This window comes from Amycolatopsis pretoriensis (assembly GCF_900107925.1).
Lineage (GTDB): Bacteria > Actinomycetota > Actinomycetes > Mycobacteriales > Pseudonocardiaceae > Amycolatopsis > Amycolatopsis pretoriensis.
In genome coordinates this window covers 406,063-422,601 of record NZ_FNUJ01000006.1, presented here as the reverse complement: position 1 = coordinate 422,601, position 16,539 = coordinate 406,063, and the positions used below count along the sequence as shown (strand labels likewise).

General features: G+C 71.5%; 21 protein-coding genes. 19 read left to right on the top strand and 2 right to left on the bottom strand.

All coding sequences use genetic code 11. The annotated features are described in order from the left end of the window. Positions 1-4: 4 nt before the first annotated feature. The 13 genes from BLV96_RS28125 to BLV96_RS28065 all read left to right on the top strand — a co-directional run bounded on the left by BLV96_RS28125 (position 5) and on the right by BLV96_RS28065 (position 9,585). Positions 5-1,351 (top strand): hemolysin family protein, encoded by a 1,347-nt coding sequence (locus BLV96_RS28125; RefSeq protein WP_086679059.1) that lies wholly within the window; start codon positions 5-7, stop codon positions 1,349-1,351. Beyond that, positions 1,344-1,682 carry a cytidine deaminase gene (locus BLV96_RS28120; protein ID WP_086679058.1) on the top strand — a complete coding sequence of 113 codons (339 nt, stop codon included), beginning with the start codon at positions 1,344-1,346 and terminating at the stop codon, positions 1,680-1,682. The genes BLV96_RS28125 and BLV96_RS28120 overlap by 8 nt, the downstream gene beginning before the upstream one ends. Then, complete coding sequence (era, locus tag BLV96_RS28115; protein ID WP_086679057.1) at positions 1,679-2,575, top strand: GTPase Era; 897 nt, start codon at positions 1,679-1,681, stop codon at positions 2,573-2,575. The genes BLV96_RS28120 and era overlap by 4 nt, the downstream gene beginning before the upstream one ends. A gap of 1 nt (position 2,576) precedes the next feature. After that, complete coding sequence (locus BLV96_RS28110) at positions 2,577-2,882, top strand: CD225/dispanin family protein (protein ID WP_086679056.1); 306 nt, start codon at positions 2,577-2,579, stop codon at positions 2,880-2,882. A 28-nt stretch (positions 2,883-2,910) separates the two neighbouring features. Then, positions 2,911-3,225, top strand: coding sequence for a CD225/dispanin family protein (locus BLV96_RS28105; protein ID WP_244180524.1), 315 nt, complete (start codon positions 2,911-2,913; stop codon positions 3,223-3,225). Beyond that, entirely contained in the window at positions 3,222-3,671 is a 450-nt protein-coding gene (locus tag BLV96_RS28100) for a DUF2752 domain-containing protein (RefSeq protein ID WP_086679055.1), read from the top strand. The genes BLV96_RS28105 and BLV96_RS28100 overlap by 4 nt, the downstream gene beginning before the upstream one ends. A gap of 186 nt (positions 3,672-3,857) precedes the next feature. Then, positions 3,858-4,901, top strand: coding sequence for an RDD family protein (locus BLV96_RS28095; protein WP_086679054.1), 1,044 nt, complete (start codon positions 3,858-3,860; stop codon positions 4,899-4,901). Between the two features lie 69 nt (positions 4,902-4,970). Next, positions 4,971-5,435 carry a CD225/dispanin family protein gene (locus tag BLV96_RS28090; protein WP_086679053.1) on the top strand — a complete coding sequence of 155 codons (465 nt, stop codon included), beginning with the start codon at positions 4,971-4,973 and terminating at the stop codon, positions 5,433-5,435. A 52-nt stretch (positions 5,436-5,487) separates the two neighbouring features. Next, on the top strand, positions 5,488-6,249 hold the full coding sequence (gene recO, locus BLV96_RS28085) for a DNA repair protein RecO (protein WP_086679052.1): 762 nt from the start codon (positions 5,488-5,490) through the stop codon (positions 6,247-6,249). A gap of 40 nt (positions 6,250-6,289) precedes the next feature. After that, the gene (locus BLV96_RS28080; protein ID WP_086679051.1) at positions 6,290-7,105 is read left to right on the top strand and encodes an isoprenyl transferase; all 816 of its coding nucleotides are present in this window, start codon (positions 6,290-6,292) and stop codon (positions 7,103-7,105) included. Continuing rightward, the gene (locus BLV96_RS28075) at positions 7,102-7,527 is read left to right on the top strand and encodes a YbjN domain-containing protein (protein ID WP_086679050.1); all 426 of its coding nucleotides are present in this window, start codon (positions 7,102-7,104) and stop codon (positions 7,525-7,527) included. The genes BLV96_RS28080 and BLV96_RS28075 overlap by 4 nt, the downstream gene beginning before the upstream one ends. 124 nt (positions 7,528-7,651) lie before the next feature. After that, entirely contained in the window at positions 7,652-8,647 is a 996-nt protein-coding gene (locus BLV96_RS28070; RefSeq protein ID WP_167379774.1) for a permease, read from the top strand. After that, positions 8,644-9,585, top strand: coding sequence for a TIGR03943 family putative permease subunit (locus BLV96_RS28065; protein WP_086679049.1), 942 nt, complete (start codon positions 8,644-8,646; stop codon positions 9,583-9,585). The genes BLV96_RS28070 and BLV96_RS28065 overlap by 4 nt, the downstream gene beginning before the upstream one ends. Positions 9,586-9,741: 156 nt before the next feature. Here BLV96_RS28065 and BLV96_RS28060 read toward each other — a convergent pair whose 3' ends face one another. Both BLV96_RS28060 and BLV96_RS28055 read right to left on the bottom strand, forming a co-directional pair. Next, positions 9,742-10,155, bottom strand: coding sequence for a Fur family transcriptional regulator (locus BLV96_RS28060; protein ID WP_086679048.1), 414 nt, complete (start codon positions 10,153-10,155; stop codon positions 9,742-9,744). Next, positions 10,155-10,517: an ArsR/SmtB family transcription factor gene (locus BLV96_RS28055; protein WP_086679047.1), complete on the bottom strand. Its 363-nt coding sequence runs from the start codon at positions 10,515-10,517 to the stop codon at positions 10,155-10,157. The genes BLV96_RS28060 and BLV96_RS28055 overlap by 1 nt, the downstream gene beginning before the upstream one ends. 264 nt (positions 10,518-10,781) lie before the next feature. Between BLV96_RS28055 and BLV96_RS28050 the strand changes: the two genes are divergently transcribed. The 6 genes from BLV96_RS28050 (at position 10,782) to BLV96_RS28025 (ending at position 16,532) form a co-directional block, all read left to right on the top strand. Further along, entirely contained in the window at positions 10,782-11,867 is a 1,086-nt protein-coding gene (locus BLV96_RS28050; RefSeq protein ID WP_086679046.1) for an SPRY domain-containing protein, read from the top strand. Beyond that, on the top strand, positions 11,868-12,506 hold the full coding sequence (locus BLV96_RS28045) for a class F sortase (protein WP_086679045.1): 639 nt from the start codon (positions 11,868-11,870) through the stop codon (positions 12,504-12,506). It abuts the gene before it with no gap. Between the two features lie 156 nt (positions 12,507-12,662). After that, positions 12,663-13,298 (top strand): class F sortase, encoded by a 636-nt coding sequence (locus BLV96_RS28040; RefSeq protein WP_086679044.1) that lies wholly within the window; start codon positions 12,663-12,665, stop codon positions 13,296-13,298. 84 nt (positions 13,299-13,382) lie between these two features. After that, positions 13,383-14,771 carry a glycine--tRNA ligase gene (locus BLV96_RS28035; protein ID WP_086679043.1) on the top strand — a complete coding sequence of 463 codons (1,389 nt, stop codon included), beginning with the start codon at positions 13,383-13,385 and terminating at the stop codon, positions 14,769-14,771. 94 nt (positions 14,772-14,865) lie between these two features. Next, a complete protein-coding gene (locus BLV96_RS28030; protein WP_208608337.1) occupies positions 14,866-15,798 on the top strand; it encodes an ABC transporter ATP-binding protein in 933 nt (310 codons plus the stop codon). Beyond that, positions 15,795-16,532, top strand: coding sequence for an ABC transporter permease (locus tag BLV96_RS28025; protein ID WP_091389607.1), 738 nt, complete (start codon positions 15,795-15,797; stop codon positions 16,530-16,532). Before BLV96_RS28030 ends, BLV96_RS28025 begins: the two co-directional genes overlap by 4 nt. The last annotated feature ends 7 nt before the right edge of the window (positions 16,533-16,539 follow it).

Here is a 16,539-nt window from a genome sequence, read left to right as displayed (position 1 = left end):
AGCGATGGCCCAGCTCCTCTTCGCGATCGCGCTCGTGCTCCTCGCGGGCGTGTTCGCCGCGGCCGACGCCGCCATCAGCACCGTGTCGCAAGCCCGGGCCGACGGCCTCGCCCGGCTCGGGCTGCCCGGCGCGCGCCAGCTCTCCGCCGTCGTCGCCGAACGCCGCCGCCACATCAACCTGCTGCTCCTGCTGCGCCTCGGCTGCGAGCTCACGGCCACCGTCCTCGTCACGGTGTTCGTGGGCACCCGGCTGGCGCCGCTCGGGGTGGCCGTGCTCGTCGCCGCCGTCGTGATGGTCGTCGTCAGCTACGTCCTTATCGGCGTCGGTCCCCGCACCCTCGGCCGCCAGCACCCCTACCGCATCGGCCGGTACGTCGCCGGGCCCGTCCGCGTCCTCGGCTCGGTCCTCGGCCCGCTGTCGCGGCTGCTCATCCTCATCGGTAACGCCATCACCCCCGGCCAGGGCTTCCGCGAAGGCCCGTTCACCTCCGAGGTCGAGCTGCGCGAGCTGGTCGACATCGCCCAGGAACGCGGCGTCGTCGAGGACTCCGAGCGCGAGATGATCCACTCGGTGTTCGAGCTCGGCGACACCGTCGCCCGCGAGGTCATGGTCCCGCGCACCGAGATCGTCTGGATCGAGCGCACGAAGACCGTCCGCCAGGCCCTCGCCCTCGCGCTGCGCACCGGCTTCACGCGGCTCCCGGTGATCGACGAGTCCGTCGACGACATCGTCGGCGTCGTCAACATCAAGGACCTCATGGCCGGGTACATGGACCCGGACGGCCCGAGCACCATCGTCAGCACGCTGATGAACGAAGCGTCGTTCGTCCCAGACTCGAAGCGGCTCGACGAGCTCCTCAAGGAGATGCAGCGCTCGCACAACCACATGGCGATCGCCGTCGACGAGTACGGCGGCACCGCCGGCCTGCTCACCATCGAGGACGTCCTCGAAGAGATCGTCGGCGAAATCACCGACGAGTCCGACGCCGACGAGCGTCCCGAGGTCGAGGAGCTCTCCGACGGCGCCGTCCGCGTCTCGTCCCGGATGAGCGTCGACGACCTGGGCGAGCTCTTCGGCATCGACCTCGAAGACCACGACGTGGAGACCGTGGGCGGGCTGCTCGCGGAACGACTGGGTAGGGTCCCGCTGCCGGGGGCCGAAGCCGAGGTCGCCGGCCTTCGGCTGTTCGCCGAAGGGGGCAAGGACCGGCGCGGCCGCATGCGGATCACCACCGTGGTCGTGCACCCGGCCGACGCCGAGGCGATGACCGACCCGGCCGACCGCACCACCCGGCGCCGCACGCGCCTGCCCCACCCCGACGAACGCGACAGGAGCGTCGAACATGCCTGACCTCGAGGCGGAGGACCAGAAACTGGTCGTCCTCGCCCGGTCGTCGCGCGCCCGCATCCAGGCCCCCGAGGGCGCCGCGGTCCGCGACACCGACGGCCGCACCTACGCCGCGGGCACGGTCGACCAGCCGTCGTTCAAGCTCACCGCGCTGCAGGCCGCGGTCGCCGCCGCGCTCTCCAGCGGCGCCGAAGGCATCGAAGCCGCCGCCGTCGTCAGCGAAGAAGGCCTGCTCAAGGGCGCGTCCGTGCACGCCGTGCGCGACATCGCCAAGTACGCGCCGATCATCCTCGCCGCGCCGGACGGCACGGTCCTCGAGGTGCTCGAGCGATGACCGAACACCGTTCCGGCTTCGCCTGCTTCGTCGGCCGTCCCAACGCGGGCAAGTCGACGCTCACCAACGCCCTCGTCGGCACCAAGGTCGCGATCACCTCGAGCAAGCCGCAGACCACGCGGCACGCGATCCGCGGGATCGTCTCGCGCGAGGACGCCCAGCTCGTCCTCATCGACACCCCCGGCCTGCACCGCCCGCGCACCCTGCTCGGCGAGCGGCTCAACGACATCGTGCACACGACGTGGTCCGAAGTGGACGTCGTGGGGTTCTGCGTGCCGGCCAACGAAAAGATCGGCCCCGGTGACAAGTTCATCGCCGCCGAGCTGCAGAAGATCGCCAAGCGCACGCCGGTCATCGGCGTCGTCACCAAGACCGACCTCGTCCAGCCCCAGCAGGTCGCCGAGCAGCTGCTCGCCCTGCAGGAGGTGATGGAGTTCGCGGAGCTGATCCCGGTGTCCGCGGTGGACGGCTTCCAGGTCGGCGCGCTCGCGGATCTGCTCGTCGGCAAGCTCCCCGAAGGCCCGCAGCTCTACCCGGGCGGCGAGCTCACCGACGAACCGGAGCAGACGCTGGTCGGCGAGCTCATCCGCGAGGCCGCGCTGGAAGGCGTCCGCGACGAGCTGCCGCACTCGATCGCCGTCACCGTCGAGGAGATGCTGCCCCGCGAAGGCCGCGACGACCTCATCGACGTGCACGCGTTCCTGTACGTGGAGCGGCCCAGCCAGAAGGGCATCATCCTCGGGCACAAGGGCGAGCGGCTGCGTGAGGTCGGCGCCACCGCGCGCAAGAACATCGAGGCGCTGCTCGGCTCGAAGGTCTACCTCGACCTGCACGTCAAGGTGGCCAAGGAATGGCAGCGCGACCCCCGCCAGCTGCGTCGGCTCGGGTTCTGACGTGACCGAAAAGCCGCGGCCGCCGGCCGACTACAACCCCGGGCCGCCGCCCGCGAGCCACCTGGTCTGGGGGATCGTCAGCGCGATCCTGTGCTGCCTGCCGTTCGGCGCGCTCTCGATCTACCAGGCCGCGAAGGTCGAAAAGCTCTGGGCGCAGGGCGACCCGGAGGCCGCGCACGAGGCGGCCCGCGACGCCAAGCGGTGGGCGGTCGTCGCCGCCGTCGCGGGCGCGGTGCTGTGGGTCGCGGCGATCGTGACGATCGTGCTGCTCTTCGGAACGCTCACCGACGACGCCGCGTCGAACTGACGCAGGCTCGGCGGCAGGAGGCGATTCGGTGTACCAGCAGTACCCGCCCTACGGCTGGGGACCCGGCTACGGGCCGCCGCCGGACAACAACATGGTCTGGGCGATCCTGTCGACGGTCATGTGCTGCATGCCGTTGGGTATCGTCTCCATCGTGAAGGCGAGCCAGGTCAACTCCCTGTGGTTCCAAGGCTTCCACGCCGAAGCGCACCGGGCCGCCGACGAAGCCCGCAAGTGGGCGATGTGGTCGGCGATCTCCTCCGGCGTGCTGATCGCGCTCTACGTGGTGTTCGTCTTCGTGATGTTCGCCTTCGTCGGCGTCTCCTTCTGGGCGCTGCTGCCATGACGACCGTCTACACGGGATACCCGGCTCGCGGCGCCAAAGCCACCATGCGCGCCCTCGGCGCGCCGCTGGCCGTGGTGGGTGGGCTCGGCGCGTGCTGCGTGGCGGTCTGGATCGGCGACCCCACCACCCCCGGCGGCTGGCTCCCGATCTGCCCGACGAAGGCGCTGCTCGGCATCGACTGCCCCGGCTGCGGTGGCATGCGGATGGCCTACAGCCTGATGCACGGCGACCTCCCCGCGGCCCTGCACTACAACGCCGTATCGCTCGTCTTCGTCCTGCTCATCGTCTGGAGCACGATCGCCTGGACCGTCGGACGGCTGCGCGGCCGCTGGGTCAACAGCTGGCTGCACTGGCGCTGGACCCCGCTGACCGTCGGTGTCGTGTTCGTCGTCTGGTTCGTCATTCGCAACCTCCCGTTCGCCCCGTTCACCAGCCTGCACGTCTGATTCGGACGGACGGGAACCGCTTCGCCACGCTCCGCGTCGGAAGCTCGTTCGGTTCACCCGGACAGTGGATGCCTGGGCAGCGCGGCCGCAGGTGAACCGAGTACGCTCCCGCCGACCAGTGCCGTGTGTCCGGCACGGGTGGCCGCGCGGAGTGTGCGGTGGAGTGAGCAGCGAGGGGGAGAACCAATGACCGATCCCTACGGTCAGCCGTCCTTCGGGCAGCAGCAGCCCGGCGGCCAGCAACCGTTCGGACAGCAGCCCGGCCAGGCGCCACCGCCGTACGGCCAGCCCGCGCCCTTCGGGCAGCAGGCGCCGTTCGGCCAGCCGGGTACCCCCTTCGGCGCGCCGCAAAACTACGCGAACTGGGGCCAGCGCGCGGGTGCCCTGCTGATCGACCAAGCGCCGGTCATCGTCGTCTACCTCCTCGCGGTCATCCTCTTCGTCTCCGGCGCCTACGGGCTCGGCGGGACCCTGTACGGGCTGGGTGCGCTCGGCGGGATCGGCTGGGCCGTCTACAACCGGTGGATCCAGCAGGGCAACACCGGTCAGTCGCTGGGCAAGCGGATCCTCGGGATCAAGCTGATCAGCGAGCAGACCGGGCAGCCGATCGGCGCCGGGTCCGCGTTCCTGCGCGACCTGTGCCACATCGCCGACGGCGCCGCCTGCTACATCGGTTTCCTGTGGCCCCTGTGGGACGACAAGAGCCAGACCTTCGCGGACAAGATCGTCAGCACGGTCGTGGTGCAGGCCGACGCCGCGCCCGGCCAGGCCCCGTTCGGGCAGCAGCCCGGCGCGCAGCAGCCCTTCGCCGGCGGGTACCCGCCGCCGGGGCAGCAGCCCGGCCAGCCCGGTCAGTTCGGCCAGGCGCCGTCCGGTGGTTTCCCGCAGCAGCCGCAGTCCGGCGGCTTCGGCCAGCCCGCGCCGGGTGGTTTCCCGCAGCAGCAACCGGCTTCCGGCGGTTTCCCGCAGACGCCGCAGCCGGGCGGCTTCGGCCAGCAGCCGGGCCAGCCGCTCGCTCCGCCGCCGGGTGGCGGCTCCGCCTTCGACGAGGTCGAGCGCACGCAGATGCTGCGCCCGGACTCCGCCGGGGGCGGCGGATCCGCGTTCGACGAGCAGGCCGAGCGGACGCAGATGCTGCGCCCGGAAGGCCAGGGCGACGCCGGGCAGACCCAGAAGATCCAGCCGGGCCGGTTCGGCCAGCCGCCGAACGACCAGCCGCCGCACCACTGAGGCACGCCTTTCTCGCACCACCGCCGGGGTGACCCGGCGGACGTTCACGAATAGTTGGGGTACCAGTTCATGACCAATCCCTACGGCCAGCAGCAGCCGCCCTACGGCCAGCAGCCCCAGTCCGGCGGGTTCCCGCAGCAGCCCGGTTACGGCCCGCCGTCGGGCGGGATGCCCGCCTACGGCCAGCCCGCGCCGTACGGCCAGCCGCCGTCCGGTGGCTTCGGCGCGCCCGGCTACGGCATGCCCGGCGGCGGCGACCTCAACGCCATCAAGGACTACAAGGGCTGGGCGATCGCCTCGCTCTTCCTGGGCGGCCTGATCCTCGGCATCTTCGCGATCATGAAGTCGAACGAGGTCGGCACGTACAAGATGCAGGGCAACTACATGATGGCGGAGCAGGCGTCGCGCACCACCAAGACGCTCTGCCTGATCTCCAGCATCCTGGGCGGCATCGGCTGCGTCACGGCGATCATCGTGATCATCGTCGCGGTGACCGCCACGACGTACACCTGCTACGGCTACTCCTACTGCTGATTCCCGCGGGGCGCTCCACCCCGGCATCACCCCGAAGTGGGACGATGTCGGGGTGGTGAACCTCTACCGCGACACCGGGGTGGTGTTGCGCACGCACAAGCTGGGTGAGGCCGACCGGATCGTCACCCTGCTGACCCGCCGGCACGGCAAGGTCCGCGCCGTCGCGAAGGGCGTGCGGCGGACGTCGTCGCGGTTCGGGGCCCGGCTGGAGCCGTTCGGCCACGTCGACGTGCAGTTCTACACCGGCCGCACGCTCGACGTCATCACCCAGGTCGAGACCGTGGACGCGTTCCAGCTGCCGCTGGTCGCCGACTACCAGCGCTACACCGCGGCCAGCGCGATCGCCGAAACCGCGGACCGGCTCTCGGCCGAAGAGGGCGAGCCGGTGCTCAAGCTCTACCTCCTCGTCTGCGGCGCGCTGCGGTCGCTGGCCGCCGGGGAACGCGACCCGTCGCTCGTGCTCGACGCGTTCTTCCTCCGCGCGATGTCCTACGAAGGCTGGGCGCCCGCGCTCACCGAGTGCGCCCGCTGCGGCCTGCCCGGCCCGCACGTCGCGTTCAGCGTCCCCGCCGGCGGCTCGATGTGCCAGGACTGCCGCGTCCCGGGCTCCGTGCACCCCGCGCCCGAGGTCCTGGACCTGCTCACCGCCTTGCTGCACGGCGAGTGGACGATGGCCGAGTCGACGCTGCCCGGCACCCGCCGCGACGCGAGCGGCCTGGTCGCCGCCCACTTGCAGTGGCATCTGGAGCGTCAGCTCCGGTCCCTTCCCCTGGTCGAGCGACGCGCCCGGGAGAGCGTGCGACCCGGGCAGTAGGGTCGGGCCGACCGGTTTCACCCATCCAGGGAGGCTCGCAGTGCTGCGCAGGGGACGCGAGAGCAAGGCGTCGCGATACGAGCTGCGGGCCCCGGATCCGCACCCGTCCGGCGCGAAGCCACCGGAAATCCCGCGCGAGCTGGTCCCGAAGCACGTCGCGCTGGTCATGGACGGCAACGGCCGCTGGGCCAACCAGCGCGGCCTGCCGCGGATCGAAGGCCACAAGCGCGGGGAAGCGGTGATGATCGACGTCGCCGCGGGCGCGGTCGAGATCGGCGTCAAGTGGCTCTCCGTGTACGCGTTCTCGACGGAGAACTGGAAGCGCAGCCCCGAAGAGGTGCGGTTCCTGATGGGCTTCAACCGCGACACCATCCGCCGCCAGGTCGACTACCTCGGCTCGATCGGCGTGCGCATCCGGTGGGCCGGGCGGCGGCCGAAGCTGTGGGCGTCGGTGATCAAAGAGCTGCAGGCGGCCGAGGAGAAGACCAAGCACAACACGGCGCTGAACATGACGATGTGCGTCAACTACGGTGGCCGCGCCGAGCTGGGCGACGCGATGCAGCGGATCGCGCGCGACGTCGCCGACGGCAAGCTGGACCCCGGCAAGGTCACCGAGAAGACCATCGGCAAGTACCTCTACCAGCCGGACATGCCCGACGTGGACCTGTTCCTGCGGCCCTCGGGCGAGCAGCGGACGTCGAACTTCCTGCTGTGGCAGTCGGCCTATGCCGAGATGGTCTACCAGGACACGCTGTTCCCGGACTTCGATCGCACGCACCTGTGGCGCGCGTGCCTGGAGTTCGCGAAGCGGGATCGCCGGTTCGGCGGCGCGGTGGACCAGGCGGCCTCGTCGTGAGCGCGACCGAGGCGGCGGAGACCGCGGAGCTGCTGACGCAGGCGAAAGACGCGCTCGAGCGGTACCTCGAGGTGCGCGTCGACGACGACGGCGCGCTGACGTTCGCCCACGGCGACGTCCCCTGCGTGATCCAGGCGACCCGGCTCGGCGAGGGGCTCACCGTGCTCTCGCTGACCTGCGTGGTCGGCTGGGACCTGCCGGACCGCCCGGACCTGTCGGTCGCGGTCGCCGAGCGGGCGGGCCAAGGCCTCTTCGGCACGCTCGGCGTCGGGCATTCCGACGGCGGGCTCGACGTGACGCTGCGGTACGCGTTCCCGGCGGCGGGCCTGGACGCGGCGGCGCTCGGGACGTTGCTGATGCTGGTGGTGTCGACGGCGTCGCAGCTGCGGACGGAGCTGCCGGGAATCGTGCCCGGCGAGTAACCCACACGGGGTTTTCCGGCGCCGCGAAAGGTAAATTCCGGCCGGAAAACGGCCTTTTCCGACCGTTCGCGGCTGTGCGGTGCTCTCGGTGTCGGACCCGGCTGGCATTATCGCCGTCGTGAACATGGTTTCCGATACCGACCGGCGCACCCGCCGGTTCCGGATCAGCTCGGTCGAGGTGCTGTGCGCGGTCCTGCTGATCGCCATCCTCGGCCAGGGCTGGCTGCAGCGGGCGTTCGACGTGCCCGCGCTGCGCACGGGCTCGACCGTGTTCGTCGCGGTCTGCGTGCAGGCGCTGCCGTTCCTCGTGCTGGGCGTGCTGATCAGCGGCGCCATCGCCGCGTTCGTGTCGGCCCGGGTGCTGGAGAAGGTGCTGCCGCGGCGGGCCGGGGCGGCGGTGGGCGTGGCGGGGCTGGCCGGCGTCGCGCTGCCGGGGTGCGAATGCGCTTCGGTGCCGGTGGCGCGCCGGCTGATGGGCCAGGGCGTGGCCCCGGCGGCGGCGTTGACGTTCCTGCTGGCGGCGCCGGCGGTGAACCCGGTGGTCCTGGTGGCGACGGCGGTGGCGTTCCCGGGCAAACCGGAGATGGTGCTGGCCCGCTTCGCCGGCTCGCTGGCGACGGCGATGGTGATGGGCTGGCTGTGGGCCCGCTGGGGCAAGCTGGAGTGGATCACGTCCCGCGCGCTGCGCCGGCTGCCCGACGTCGAGGGCGGGCAGCGGTGGCGGGTGTTCGCGGAGACGGCCCGCACGGACCTGGTCGAGGCGGGCGGCTTCCTGGTGCTGGGGGCGCTGATCTCGTCGGCGCTGAACGTGCTGGTGCCGGCCCGGTGGTTCGGTGTGCTGGGCGACCAGCTGGTGCTGGGCATCGTGGTGATGGCGGTGCTGGCGGTGGTCCTGGCGCTGTGCAGCGAGGCGGACGCGTTCGTGGCGGCGTCGCTGACGGCGTTGCCGCTGCTGCCGAAGCTGGTGTTCCTGGTGGTGGGTCCGGCGGTGGACGTGAAGCTGTTCGCGTTGCAGGCGGGGACGTTCGGGAAGTCGTTCGCGGTCCGGTTCGCCCCGGCGACGTTCGTGGTGGCGGCGGCGTGCGCGGTGGTGGCCGGTCTGGTGGTGGGGGTGGCGTGAAGCGCGAGACGCAGAACATCCTGCTGGTGCTGCTGGGTGGCGCGCTGGTGAAGATCGCGGTCAACGGTGATTATCTGAGGTACGTGAAGCCGGCGCAGCAGCCGTGGATCATCGCGGGAGGGGCGGTGATGGTGGTGTTGGGCGCGGTGGCGATCGTGCGAGATCTGCTTGCGGCGCGGGCGAAACCGGCGGTTCGGGTGGAGCGGGGCGCTGTGGCCGAGCCGACTGCGCTCGTCGAGCCGGCTGCGGTTGCCGAGCGGGCTGCGGTTGTCGAGCCGGCCACCGTGGCTGAGCTAGCCGCGGTGGCCGAGCCGGCCGCGGGCGCCAAGCCGGCTGCGGCCGCCGACCGCGACCTTGACCGCGGCGGCCTTGCCCCTGCCGGCCATGGCGCCGGCGGGCCTGCCTCTGCCGGCCATGACCACGCCGGCCACTCCCACGCCACGCGGTCCGCCTGGCTGCTTTTGGTGCCGGTCCTGGCGGTCTTCCTCGTCGCCCCACCCGCTTTGGGCGCCGACTCGGTCATCCGCACCGAGGCGAGGGCGCCGTCGAGCGCGGCCGCCGCGAACGCCGCAGCGTTCCCACCCCTGCCGGCCGGGAACGTCGTGCCGCTGTCGGTCAACGAGTTCGTCAGCCGCGCGGGCTGGGACGCGTCCGGAACCCTCGACGGCCGCACGATCTCCCTGACCGGCTTCGTCGTGCACACCGGCGGCAACACGCTGCTGGCCCGCCTGGTGATCAGCTGCTGCGCGGCCGACGCGTTCCCGGTGACGGTCCACCTCCGCGGCGGCGAAGCCGACCACCTCGCCAGCGACGCGTGGATCCAGGTGACGGGCCAGGTCGTCCCGGGCACGGCGACGAAGAGCAACAGCTACACACCGGACTTCACGCCGGCGTCGATCACGACGGTCGCCGCACCGAAGGACCCGTATGAGTACTGAGGCGGCCAAACCCCGCGCCGGGCTGCGGTCCGCGCGATGCTCTAGCCCGGGATTGGCGGGCGGCGGGCGTCGTGAACGGGTCGTTCATCGCGTCCGGTGGCATGAACGGGTCGTTCATGCGGTTCGACCTTCCGCGGAGCGCGGCGCCGGCGTGGGTCAGTGCTCCGCGCAGGTCCCGGTGATCTCCACCGTGTGCGAGATCTGCGAAAAGCCGTGCTCCGCGGCGATCTTCTCCGCCCAGCGCTCGACCGCCGGCCCCTCGACCTCCACCGTGCGGCCGCACAGGCGGCACACCAGGTGATGGTGGTGGTGCGCCGAGCAGCGGCGGTAGATCGCCTCGCCCGAGTCCGTGCGCAGCACGTCGATCTCGCCGGCCTCCGACAGCGACTGCAGCGTGCGGTACACCGTCGTCAGGCCGATGCCGTCGCCGCGTTTGCGCAGCTCGTCGTGCAGTTCCTGGGCCGAGCGGAAGTCGTTGACCTTGCTCAGCAGCTCGACGACGGCCGCCCGCTGGCGGGTCGATCGGCGCCCGGGCACCGGGGCCTGGCTGCGCGGCGCGGCGGCGTTCATCACTTTCCTTCCTGCACGTGCGCGACGGCGTCGACGACGATGTGCGCCAGATGGTCGTCGGCGAGCCGGTAGACGACCTCGCGGCCGCGACGCTCGCCCTGGACCACCCCGGCCGTCTTCAGCACCCGCAGGTGCTGGCTGATCAGCGGCTGCGCGACGTCGAGGGCGTCCACCAGCTCGTGCACGCACCGGTCGGCCGCGCGCAGCTGCAGCACGATCGCGATCCGGACCGGCGCCGCCAGCGCGCGCAGCAGGTCGCCCGCGTCCGTCAGGACCGACGCCGGCGGGTGCGCCGGTGCCGCGGCCGCCGGGGCGCACTCCGCGAGCCCCGGCTGGGCGCCACCCCCGGTCACCGTCGCCATACCCGCCTCCGCTCGTCGCCGCGACATGAATTCCGTAGTCATTGCCGATAACGGCACGGCCCATCCTAGTGTTCCCCCGGACGGGACCCCGTTCCGTCACCTCGCCTGCGGACTACGGCCGGTCGTACTAGCCCGTTCGGGTGAGTTCGTGGGATATTGCCACTTCGGCTTCGCATGTGGTGGCGGACGGTGCAAGGTTGTCGCGGAGCGTTTCGTCGCTTCTCGTACGCTGGCGACCCGCCCGAGCAGATGCAGTGGGGAGACATGACCCGTTTCGTGACGAAAGCAGCCGTCCTGACGGCCGTCCTCTTCCCGCTGGCCGGAACGGGGGTCGCCGGCGCCCAGAGCCAGGCCGTCGACGAGAAGACCGGGCCCGTCTCCTTCGCCAACATCGCGTCGGTCCGGATCGGCGGCGAGGGCCAGCGCGGCGGCGCCCTGATCACCGAAACCCAGCGTTCCCCGCTGCTGCCCGGCCAGTCCAAGCTCGGCACCGACCGGGTCATGGTCCCCAAGGACGACGGCGAGCGCGCCACCTTCGGCGGCCACTACCAGATCGACCTCGGGCGCTACAGCAACGGCAACCCCTACCCGGCGGGCGTCCCGAGCCGGGACCACAACGTCGTCGCCGCGCTGCAGGCGACCACCGTGCCGACCGCCGTCGCCGAGACGAACTACGCGCTGCGCGACACCTGGCAGGGCGGCGCGAAACCGTCCGACAACACGGTGCTCGTGCTGGAAGGCGCGAAGACGTCGGTGGACTGCACGAGCCCGTCGAAGCTCACCGGCACGTCGGCGGTGAACCGGCTGTGGGTGCGCCAGGGCGGCGGGCTCGGCATCGTCCCGATGCCCGGCGGCACCGCGGGGCTCGAGCTGAAGAACCTGCGGCTCGGCCCGCCCGGCGACATCACGAACGCCAGCAAGGACACCAGCGTCTCCGATCTCAGGCTGACCCGCGTCGCCGCGTTCGACCAGCTGATCCGCCAGGACGGCTGGCGGGGCGGCGACTACACGGCCGTCGCCGGCTGGCGCGTCGAGATCACCACGCACGTCAAGGACGCGGCGGGTGTCGCGCTCCAGGACGTGCAGACGAACATCGTGCTCGGCGGGGTCAGCTGCTCGGTGCCGAAGGGCTTCGTCGCGAAGGCCGCCGGCAGCACCGGCGGTGGCACGGGCGCCACGCAGGCCCCGGTGCCGACGCAGGTCCCGGCCGGCTACCTCGGCGCGGCCGCGCCGGACACCGGCGGCGACGGCTCGCGCGTCCCGCTCGGCATCGGCCTGCTGTTCGGCGGGGTGTTCTTCGGGGCCGTCGCGCTGCTGCTCGGCAGGCGGCGCAAGACCGGGACGGACTAGGTGCTGCGGACCGGGCTGGCCGCCGTCTCGGCGGCGCTGGCCGTGGCCGCGTTCGCGGCCGGGGTCGTGGTGCTGACCTGGCTGCCGCCGACGGCCACGCAGGCCGCCGCGCCACCGCCCGGCTCGCTGCCGGGGGAGAACGCGGCCCCGGCGGTGCTGCCGGCCGACAGCGAGTCCGCGGCGCAGCAGCGCCCGGGCACGGTCCGGCTCCCGGACGGCGCGACCGCCCGCCTGGTCCGCACGGAGCTGACCGACCGGGGCGTGCTCCCGATCCCGCGCGGCCTGGGCGACGCGGCCTGGTGGGGCGCGAAGCTGGGCGCGGCGCAGGGGGCGGCACTGCTGTCCGGCCACGTGAACTGGGAGGGGCGGCGAGGCCCGTTCGACGAGCTGTGGCGCATGCGCGGCGGCGACGAGGTGAGCGTGGTCGACGCCCGCGGGGGCCGCTGGGTGTACCGGGTGGACGACGTGGTGACGCTGCCGAAGGAGCAGCTGCCGGAGCAGGCCGCGAAGTGGTTCGCCCAGAACGGCCCGCACCGGCTGGTGTTGGTGACCTGTGGTGGCGACTACGTGGGCGGCACCGAGGGGTACGACGAGAACCGCCTGGTCACGGCCAGGCTGGTGACCCGCCCGACCGGCTGACCACGGCCTCACCCCCGCCCGGACGTCATGAAAGAGTCGTTCACCGCGTCCGGCGTCCTGAACGAGTCGTTCATGACGTCCGCCGATCCGCTGCAACCCCCGCCGCCCCTCACCGCATGTGAACCTTCGCAACGGCACGACCAGCGAAGGAGCAGCATGCAGGAGCGGAACCCGGCGGAGAAGAACGGCTCCGGCCGCTGGTGGATCGTCGGGGTCGCCGGCGCCTTCGTGGTCGCGGCGCTCGTCGCGACCCTGCTCATCTTCACCGGAAAGGATGAACCCGCCGGCGCGAACGGCACCCCCACGCCCACGCCGGCCGCGATCCAGCCCCAGCAGGACACCGGCCAGGCTCCCGCGAACCTCGCCCTCCCCAGCGGCGGCACCGCGAAGCTCGTCCAGGAGGACCTCGACGCGAACGGCGCCCTCAAGATCCCCGAAGGCCTCGACGAGGCCGCCTGGTGGGGCGCGAAGCTCGGCGCCGACCACGGTGTCGCCCTGCTCTCCGGGCACGTGAACTGGAAGGGCAAGAAAGGCCCGTTCAACGAGCTCTGGCAGGTCAAGCAGGGCCAGGAGGTCAAGCTGACCGACGCCGCCGGCGGGGCCTGGGTGTACAAGATCGACACCACCGAGACCATCCACAAATCCGAGCTCGCCGGGCGCTCGGAGCAGCTGTTCGACCCCGACGGCCCGCACAAGCTGCTCCTCGTCACCTGCGGTGGCGAGTACGTCGGCGGCAGCGAGGGCTACGAGGACAACCGCGTCGTGACGGCCTCGCTGGTGACCCGGCCCTAGCCTGCGCGAAAAGGGCTGGGCCCCGGCGGATACCCTGGACGTTCTAGTCCGCTAACCGTCCCCGCAAGCTTTCCGGAGCGTGGAGTGCCCACGAACACCATCGATACCGTAGTCAGCCTGTGCAAGCGCCGTGGTTTCGTCTTCCCCAGCGGGGAGATCTACGGCGGTACCCGCTCGGCGTGGGACTACGGGCCGCTCGGGGTCGAGCTCAAGGACAACATCAAGCGCCAGTGGTGGAAGACCGTGGTCCAGGGCCGCGACGACGTCGTCGGCCTCGACTCCTCGGTCATCCTGCCGCGCCAGGTGTGGGTGGCTTCCGGGCACGTCAACGTGTTCACCGACCCGCTGATCGAGTGCCTGTCGTGCCACAAGCGCTTCCGCGCCGACCAGCTCGCCGAAGAGTACGAGGCGCGCAGCGGCAAGCAGACGTCCGAGGACGACCTCTCCGACGTGCCGTGCCCGAACTGCGGCACGCGTGGCGAGTACACCGCGCCGCGGGACTTCAACATGATGCTGAAGACCTACCTCGGCCCGGTCGAGTCCGAAGAGGGCCTGCACTACCTCCGCCCGGAGACCGCGCAGGGCATCTTCGTCAACTTCTCGAACGTCCAGACGACCTCGCGGATGAAGCCGCCGTTCGGCATCGGCCAGATCGGCAAGTCCTTCCGCAACGAGATCACGCCGGGCAACTTCATCTTCCGGACGCGCGAGTTCGAGCAGATGGAGATGGAGTTCTTCGTCGAGCCGGGCGAGGACGAGAGCTGGCACCAGTACTGGATCGACGAGCGCACGAAGTGGTACACCGACCTCGGCATCAAGGCCGGCAACCTGCGCCACTTCGAGCACCCGAAGGAAAAGCTTTCGCACTACGCGAAGCGCACCGTCGACATCGAGTACCGCTTCGCGTTCAACGCGGGCCAGGAGTGGGGTGAGCTCGAAGGCATCGCCAACCGCACCGACTTCGACCTGACCACGCACTCGAACCACTCGGGTCAGGACCTGTCGTACTTCGACCCGACGTCGAAGCAGCGGTACCGCCCGTTCGTCATCGAGCCGGCGGCCGGTGTCGGCCGGTCGATGATGGCGTTCCTGATCGACGCCTACTACGAGGAAGAGGTGCCGAACGCCAAGGGCGGCACCGACAAGCGCGTGGTGCTGAAGCTCGACCCGCGGCTGGCGCCGTTCAAGGCCGCGGTGCTGCCGCTGTCGCGCAACGCCGACCTCACGCCGAAGGCGAAGGCCGTCGCCGAGCTGCTGCGCAAGCACTGGAACGTCGACTTCGACGACGCCGGCTCGATCGGCAAGCGCTACCGCCGCCACGAGGAGATCGGCACGCCGTACTGCGTGACGGTCGACTTCGACAGCCTCGAGGACAACGCCGTCACGGTCCGCGACCGCGACACCATGGCTCAGGAGCGCGTCGCGATCGACAAGCTGGAGTCCTACCTGGCCGGCCGCCTGATCGGCTGCTGAACGACCCGGGGCCCGGGTACCCCTGACACCTGTCACGGTCAGGTCGTGACGCACGGTCTGGGGACCCGGGCTTCGTGCACGGCAGCCTGGGGGCATGCGAGAAACAGACTCCCAGGCGGTGGCGGCGGGGGCCGCGGTCCACCTCACCGGCCTGCGCAAGCACTACGGCGACGTGCACGCGGTCGACGGCGTCGACCTCACGATCGCCCCGGGCGAAGTGGTCGCCCTGCTCGGCCCCAACGGCGCCGGCAAGTCCACCACCGTCGACATGATCCTCGGCCTGACCGCGCCGGACAGCGGCGACGTCCGCGTGTTCGGGCGCAAGCCGATCGACGCCGTCCGCGCCGGGCTGATCGGCGCGATGCTGCAGGGCGGCGCCCTGATGGACGACCTGACCGTCGCCGAAACCGTGGGCATGGTCGCGGCGCTGCACCGCAAGCCGCTGCCGGTCGCCGAGGCGCTGCGCGCCGCCGGGATCGAGGAGCTGGCCGGCCGCCGCGCGAACAAGCTCTCCGGCGGGCAGAAGCAGCGCGTGCGCTTCGCCGTCGCCCTGGTCAGCGACCCCGACCTGCTCATCCTCGACGAGCCGACCGCCGCGATGGACGTCGGCACGCGCCGGGAGTTCTGGCAGTCGATGTACGCGTTCACCGAGTCCGGCCGCACGGTCCTGTTCGCCACGCACTACCTCGAAGAGGCCGAGGAGTTCGCCGACCGGGTGGTGCTGATGCGGCGCGGCCGGGTCGTCGCGGACGGGAGCGTCGCCGAGGTCCGCGCGCTGGCCGGCGGCCGGACGCTGCGCGCCGCCGTCCCGGGCGCCACCGACGCCGTCATCGCGGCGCTGCCCGGCGTCAAGGAGTTCGAGCTGCGCGGCGACCGCGTCGCGATCTCCAGCGGCGACTCCGACGCGACGCTCTGGGCGCTCAAGGCCGCGGTGCCCGCCGTGCACGACGTCGAGATCGGCGCCGTCGGCCTCGAAGGTGCCTTCCTCTCCCTGACCGCCGACGAGACCCCGGAGTCCGTACGATGACCACCTACCTGCTCACCGAAATCCGCCGCAACTTCCGGCAGCCGCGGTTCCTGGTCTTCGTCGTCGCGTTCCCGGTCCTGATGTTCCTGTTGCAGGCCAACGTCTTCATCAAGGCGGACGCGCCGGAGCACGCGCAGTTCGCCGCCGTGATCATGATCAACATGATGACGTTCGGGACGTTCGCCGCGGCCAACACCAGCGGCGGCCGGCTCGCCCTGGAACGTGCCCTCGGGTGGCAGCGGCAGCTGCGGCTGACCCCGCTCACCGGCACCGGGTACCTGGCGGGCAAGGGCCTCTCCGGCATGCTCGTCGGGCTGCCCGCGCTGATCCTCGTGCCGCTGCTGGCCGTCACCGTCGAGGGCGTGCACCTCGACGCCGCGGGCTGGATCCGGATCTTCGCCGGCGTCTGGCTGGGCACCCTCCCGCTGGTCCTGCTGGGCCTGCTGATCGGGCAGTTCGGCACGCCGGAGACGATGCAGCCGATCAGCATGATCGTCACGCTCGGCATGGGCTTCCTCGGCGGCCTGTGGATCCCCCTGGAGGGCATGCCGGCCTGGATGCACGACGTCGCGCAGATCATGCCGACGTACTGGGTGCTGCAGGTCGCGCGACCCGCCGTGACCAGCGACATGGTGGTCTCGCTGCCGACGGCCGTCGGCGTGCTCGCGGCGTGGACGGTCGTGCTCGGAGCGCTGGTGATCAGGCGTTACCGTAAGGACAGCGCCCGCGTCTGAGGGCCGG

What these genes read in the sequence shown, in the direction of transcription:
- BLV96_RS28060 (WP_086679048.1), bottom strand. Translation starts at nt 10,155, where the DNA reads ATGAACGCCGCCGCGCCGCGCAGCCAGGCCCCGGTGCCCGGGCGCCGA.
- BLV96_RS28120 (WP_086679058.1), top strand. Translation starts at nt 1,344, where the DNA reads ATGCCTGACCTCGAGGCGGAGGACCAGAAACTGGTCGTCCTCGCCCGG.
- BLV96_RS28100 (WP_086679055.1), top strand. Translation starts at nt 3,222, where the DNA reads ATGACGACCGTCTACACGGGATACCCGGCTCGCGGCGCCAAAGCCACC.
- BLV96_RS28095 (WP_086679054.1), top strand. Translation starts at nt 3,858, where the DNA reads ATGACCGATCCCTACGGTCAGCCGTCCTTCGGGCAGCAGCAGCCCGGC.
- BLV96_RS28050 (WP_086679046.1), top strand. Translation starts at nt 10,782, where the DNA reads ATGACCCGTTTCGTGACGAAAGCAGCCGTCCTGACGGCCGTCCTCTTC.
- BLV96_RS28025 (WP_091389607.1), top strand. Translation starts at nt 15,795, where the DNA reads ATGACCACCTACCTGCTCACCGAAATCCGCCGCAACTTCCGGCAGCCG.
- BLV96_RS28040 (WP_086679044.1), top strand. Translation starts at nt 12,663, where the DNA reads ATGCAGGAGCGGAACCCGGCGGAGAAGAACGGCTCCGGCCGCTGGTGG.
- BLV96_RS28030 (WP_208608337.1), top strand. Translation starts at nt 14,866, where the DNA reads ATGCGAGAAACAGACTCCCAGGCGGTGGCGGCGGGGGCCGCGGTCCAC.
- BLV96_RS28090 (WP_086679053.1), top strand. Translation starts at nt 4,971, where the DNA reads ATGACCAATCCCTACGGCCAGCAGCAGCCGCCCTACGGCCAGCAGCCC.
- era (WP_086679057.1), top strand. Translation starts at nt 1,679, where the DNA reads ATGACCGAACACCGTTCCGGCTTCGCCTGCTTCGTCGGCCGTCCCAAC.
- BLV96_RS28125 (WP_086679059.1), top strand. Translation starts at nt 5, where the DNA reads ATGGCCCAGCTCCTCTTCGCGATCGCGCTCGTGCTCCTCGCGGGCGTG.
- BLV96_RS28055 (WP_086679047.1), bottom strand. Translation starts at nt 10,517, where the DNA reads ATGGCGACGGTGACCGGGGGTGGCGCCCAGCCGGGGCTCGCGGAGTGC.
- BLV96_RS28070 (WP_167379774.1), top strand. Translation starts at nt 7,652, where the DNA reads ATGGTTTCCGATACCGACCGGCGCACCCGCCGGTTCCGGATCAGCTCG.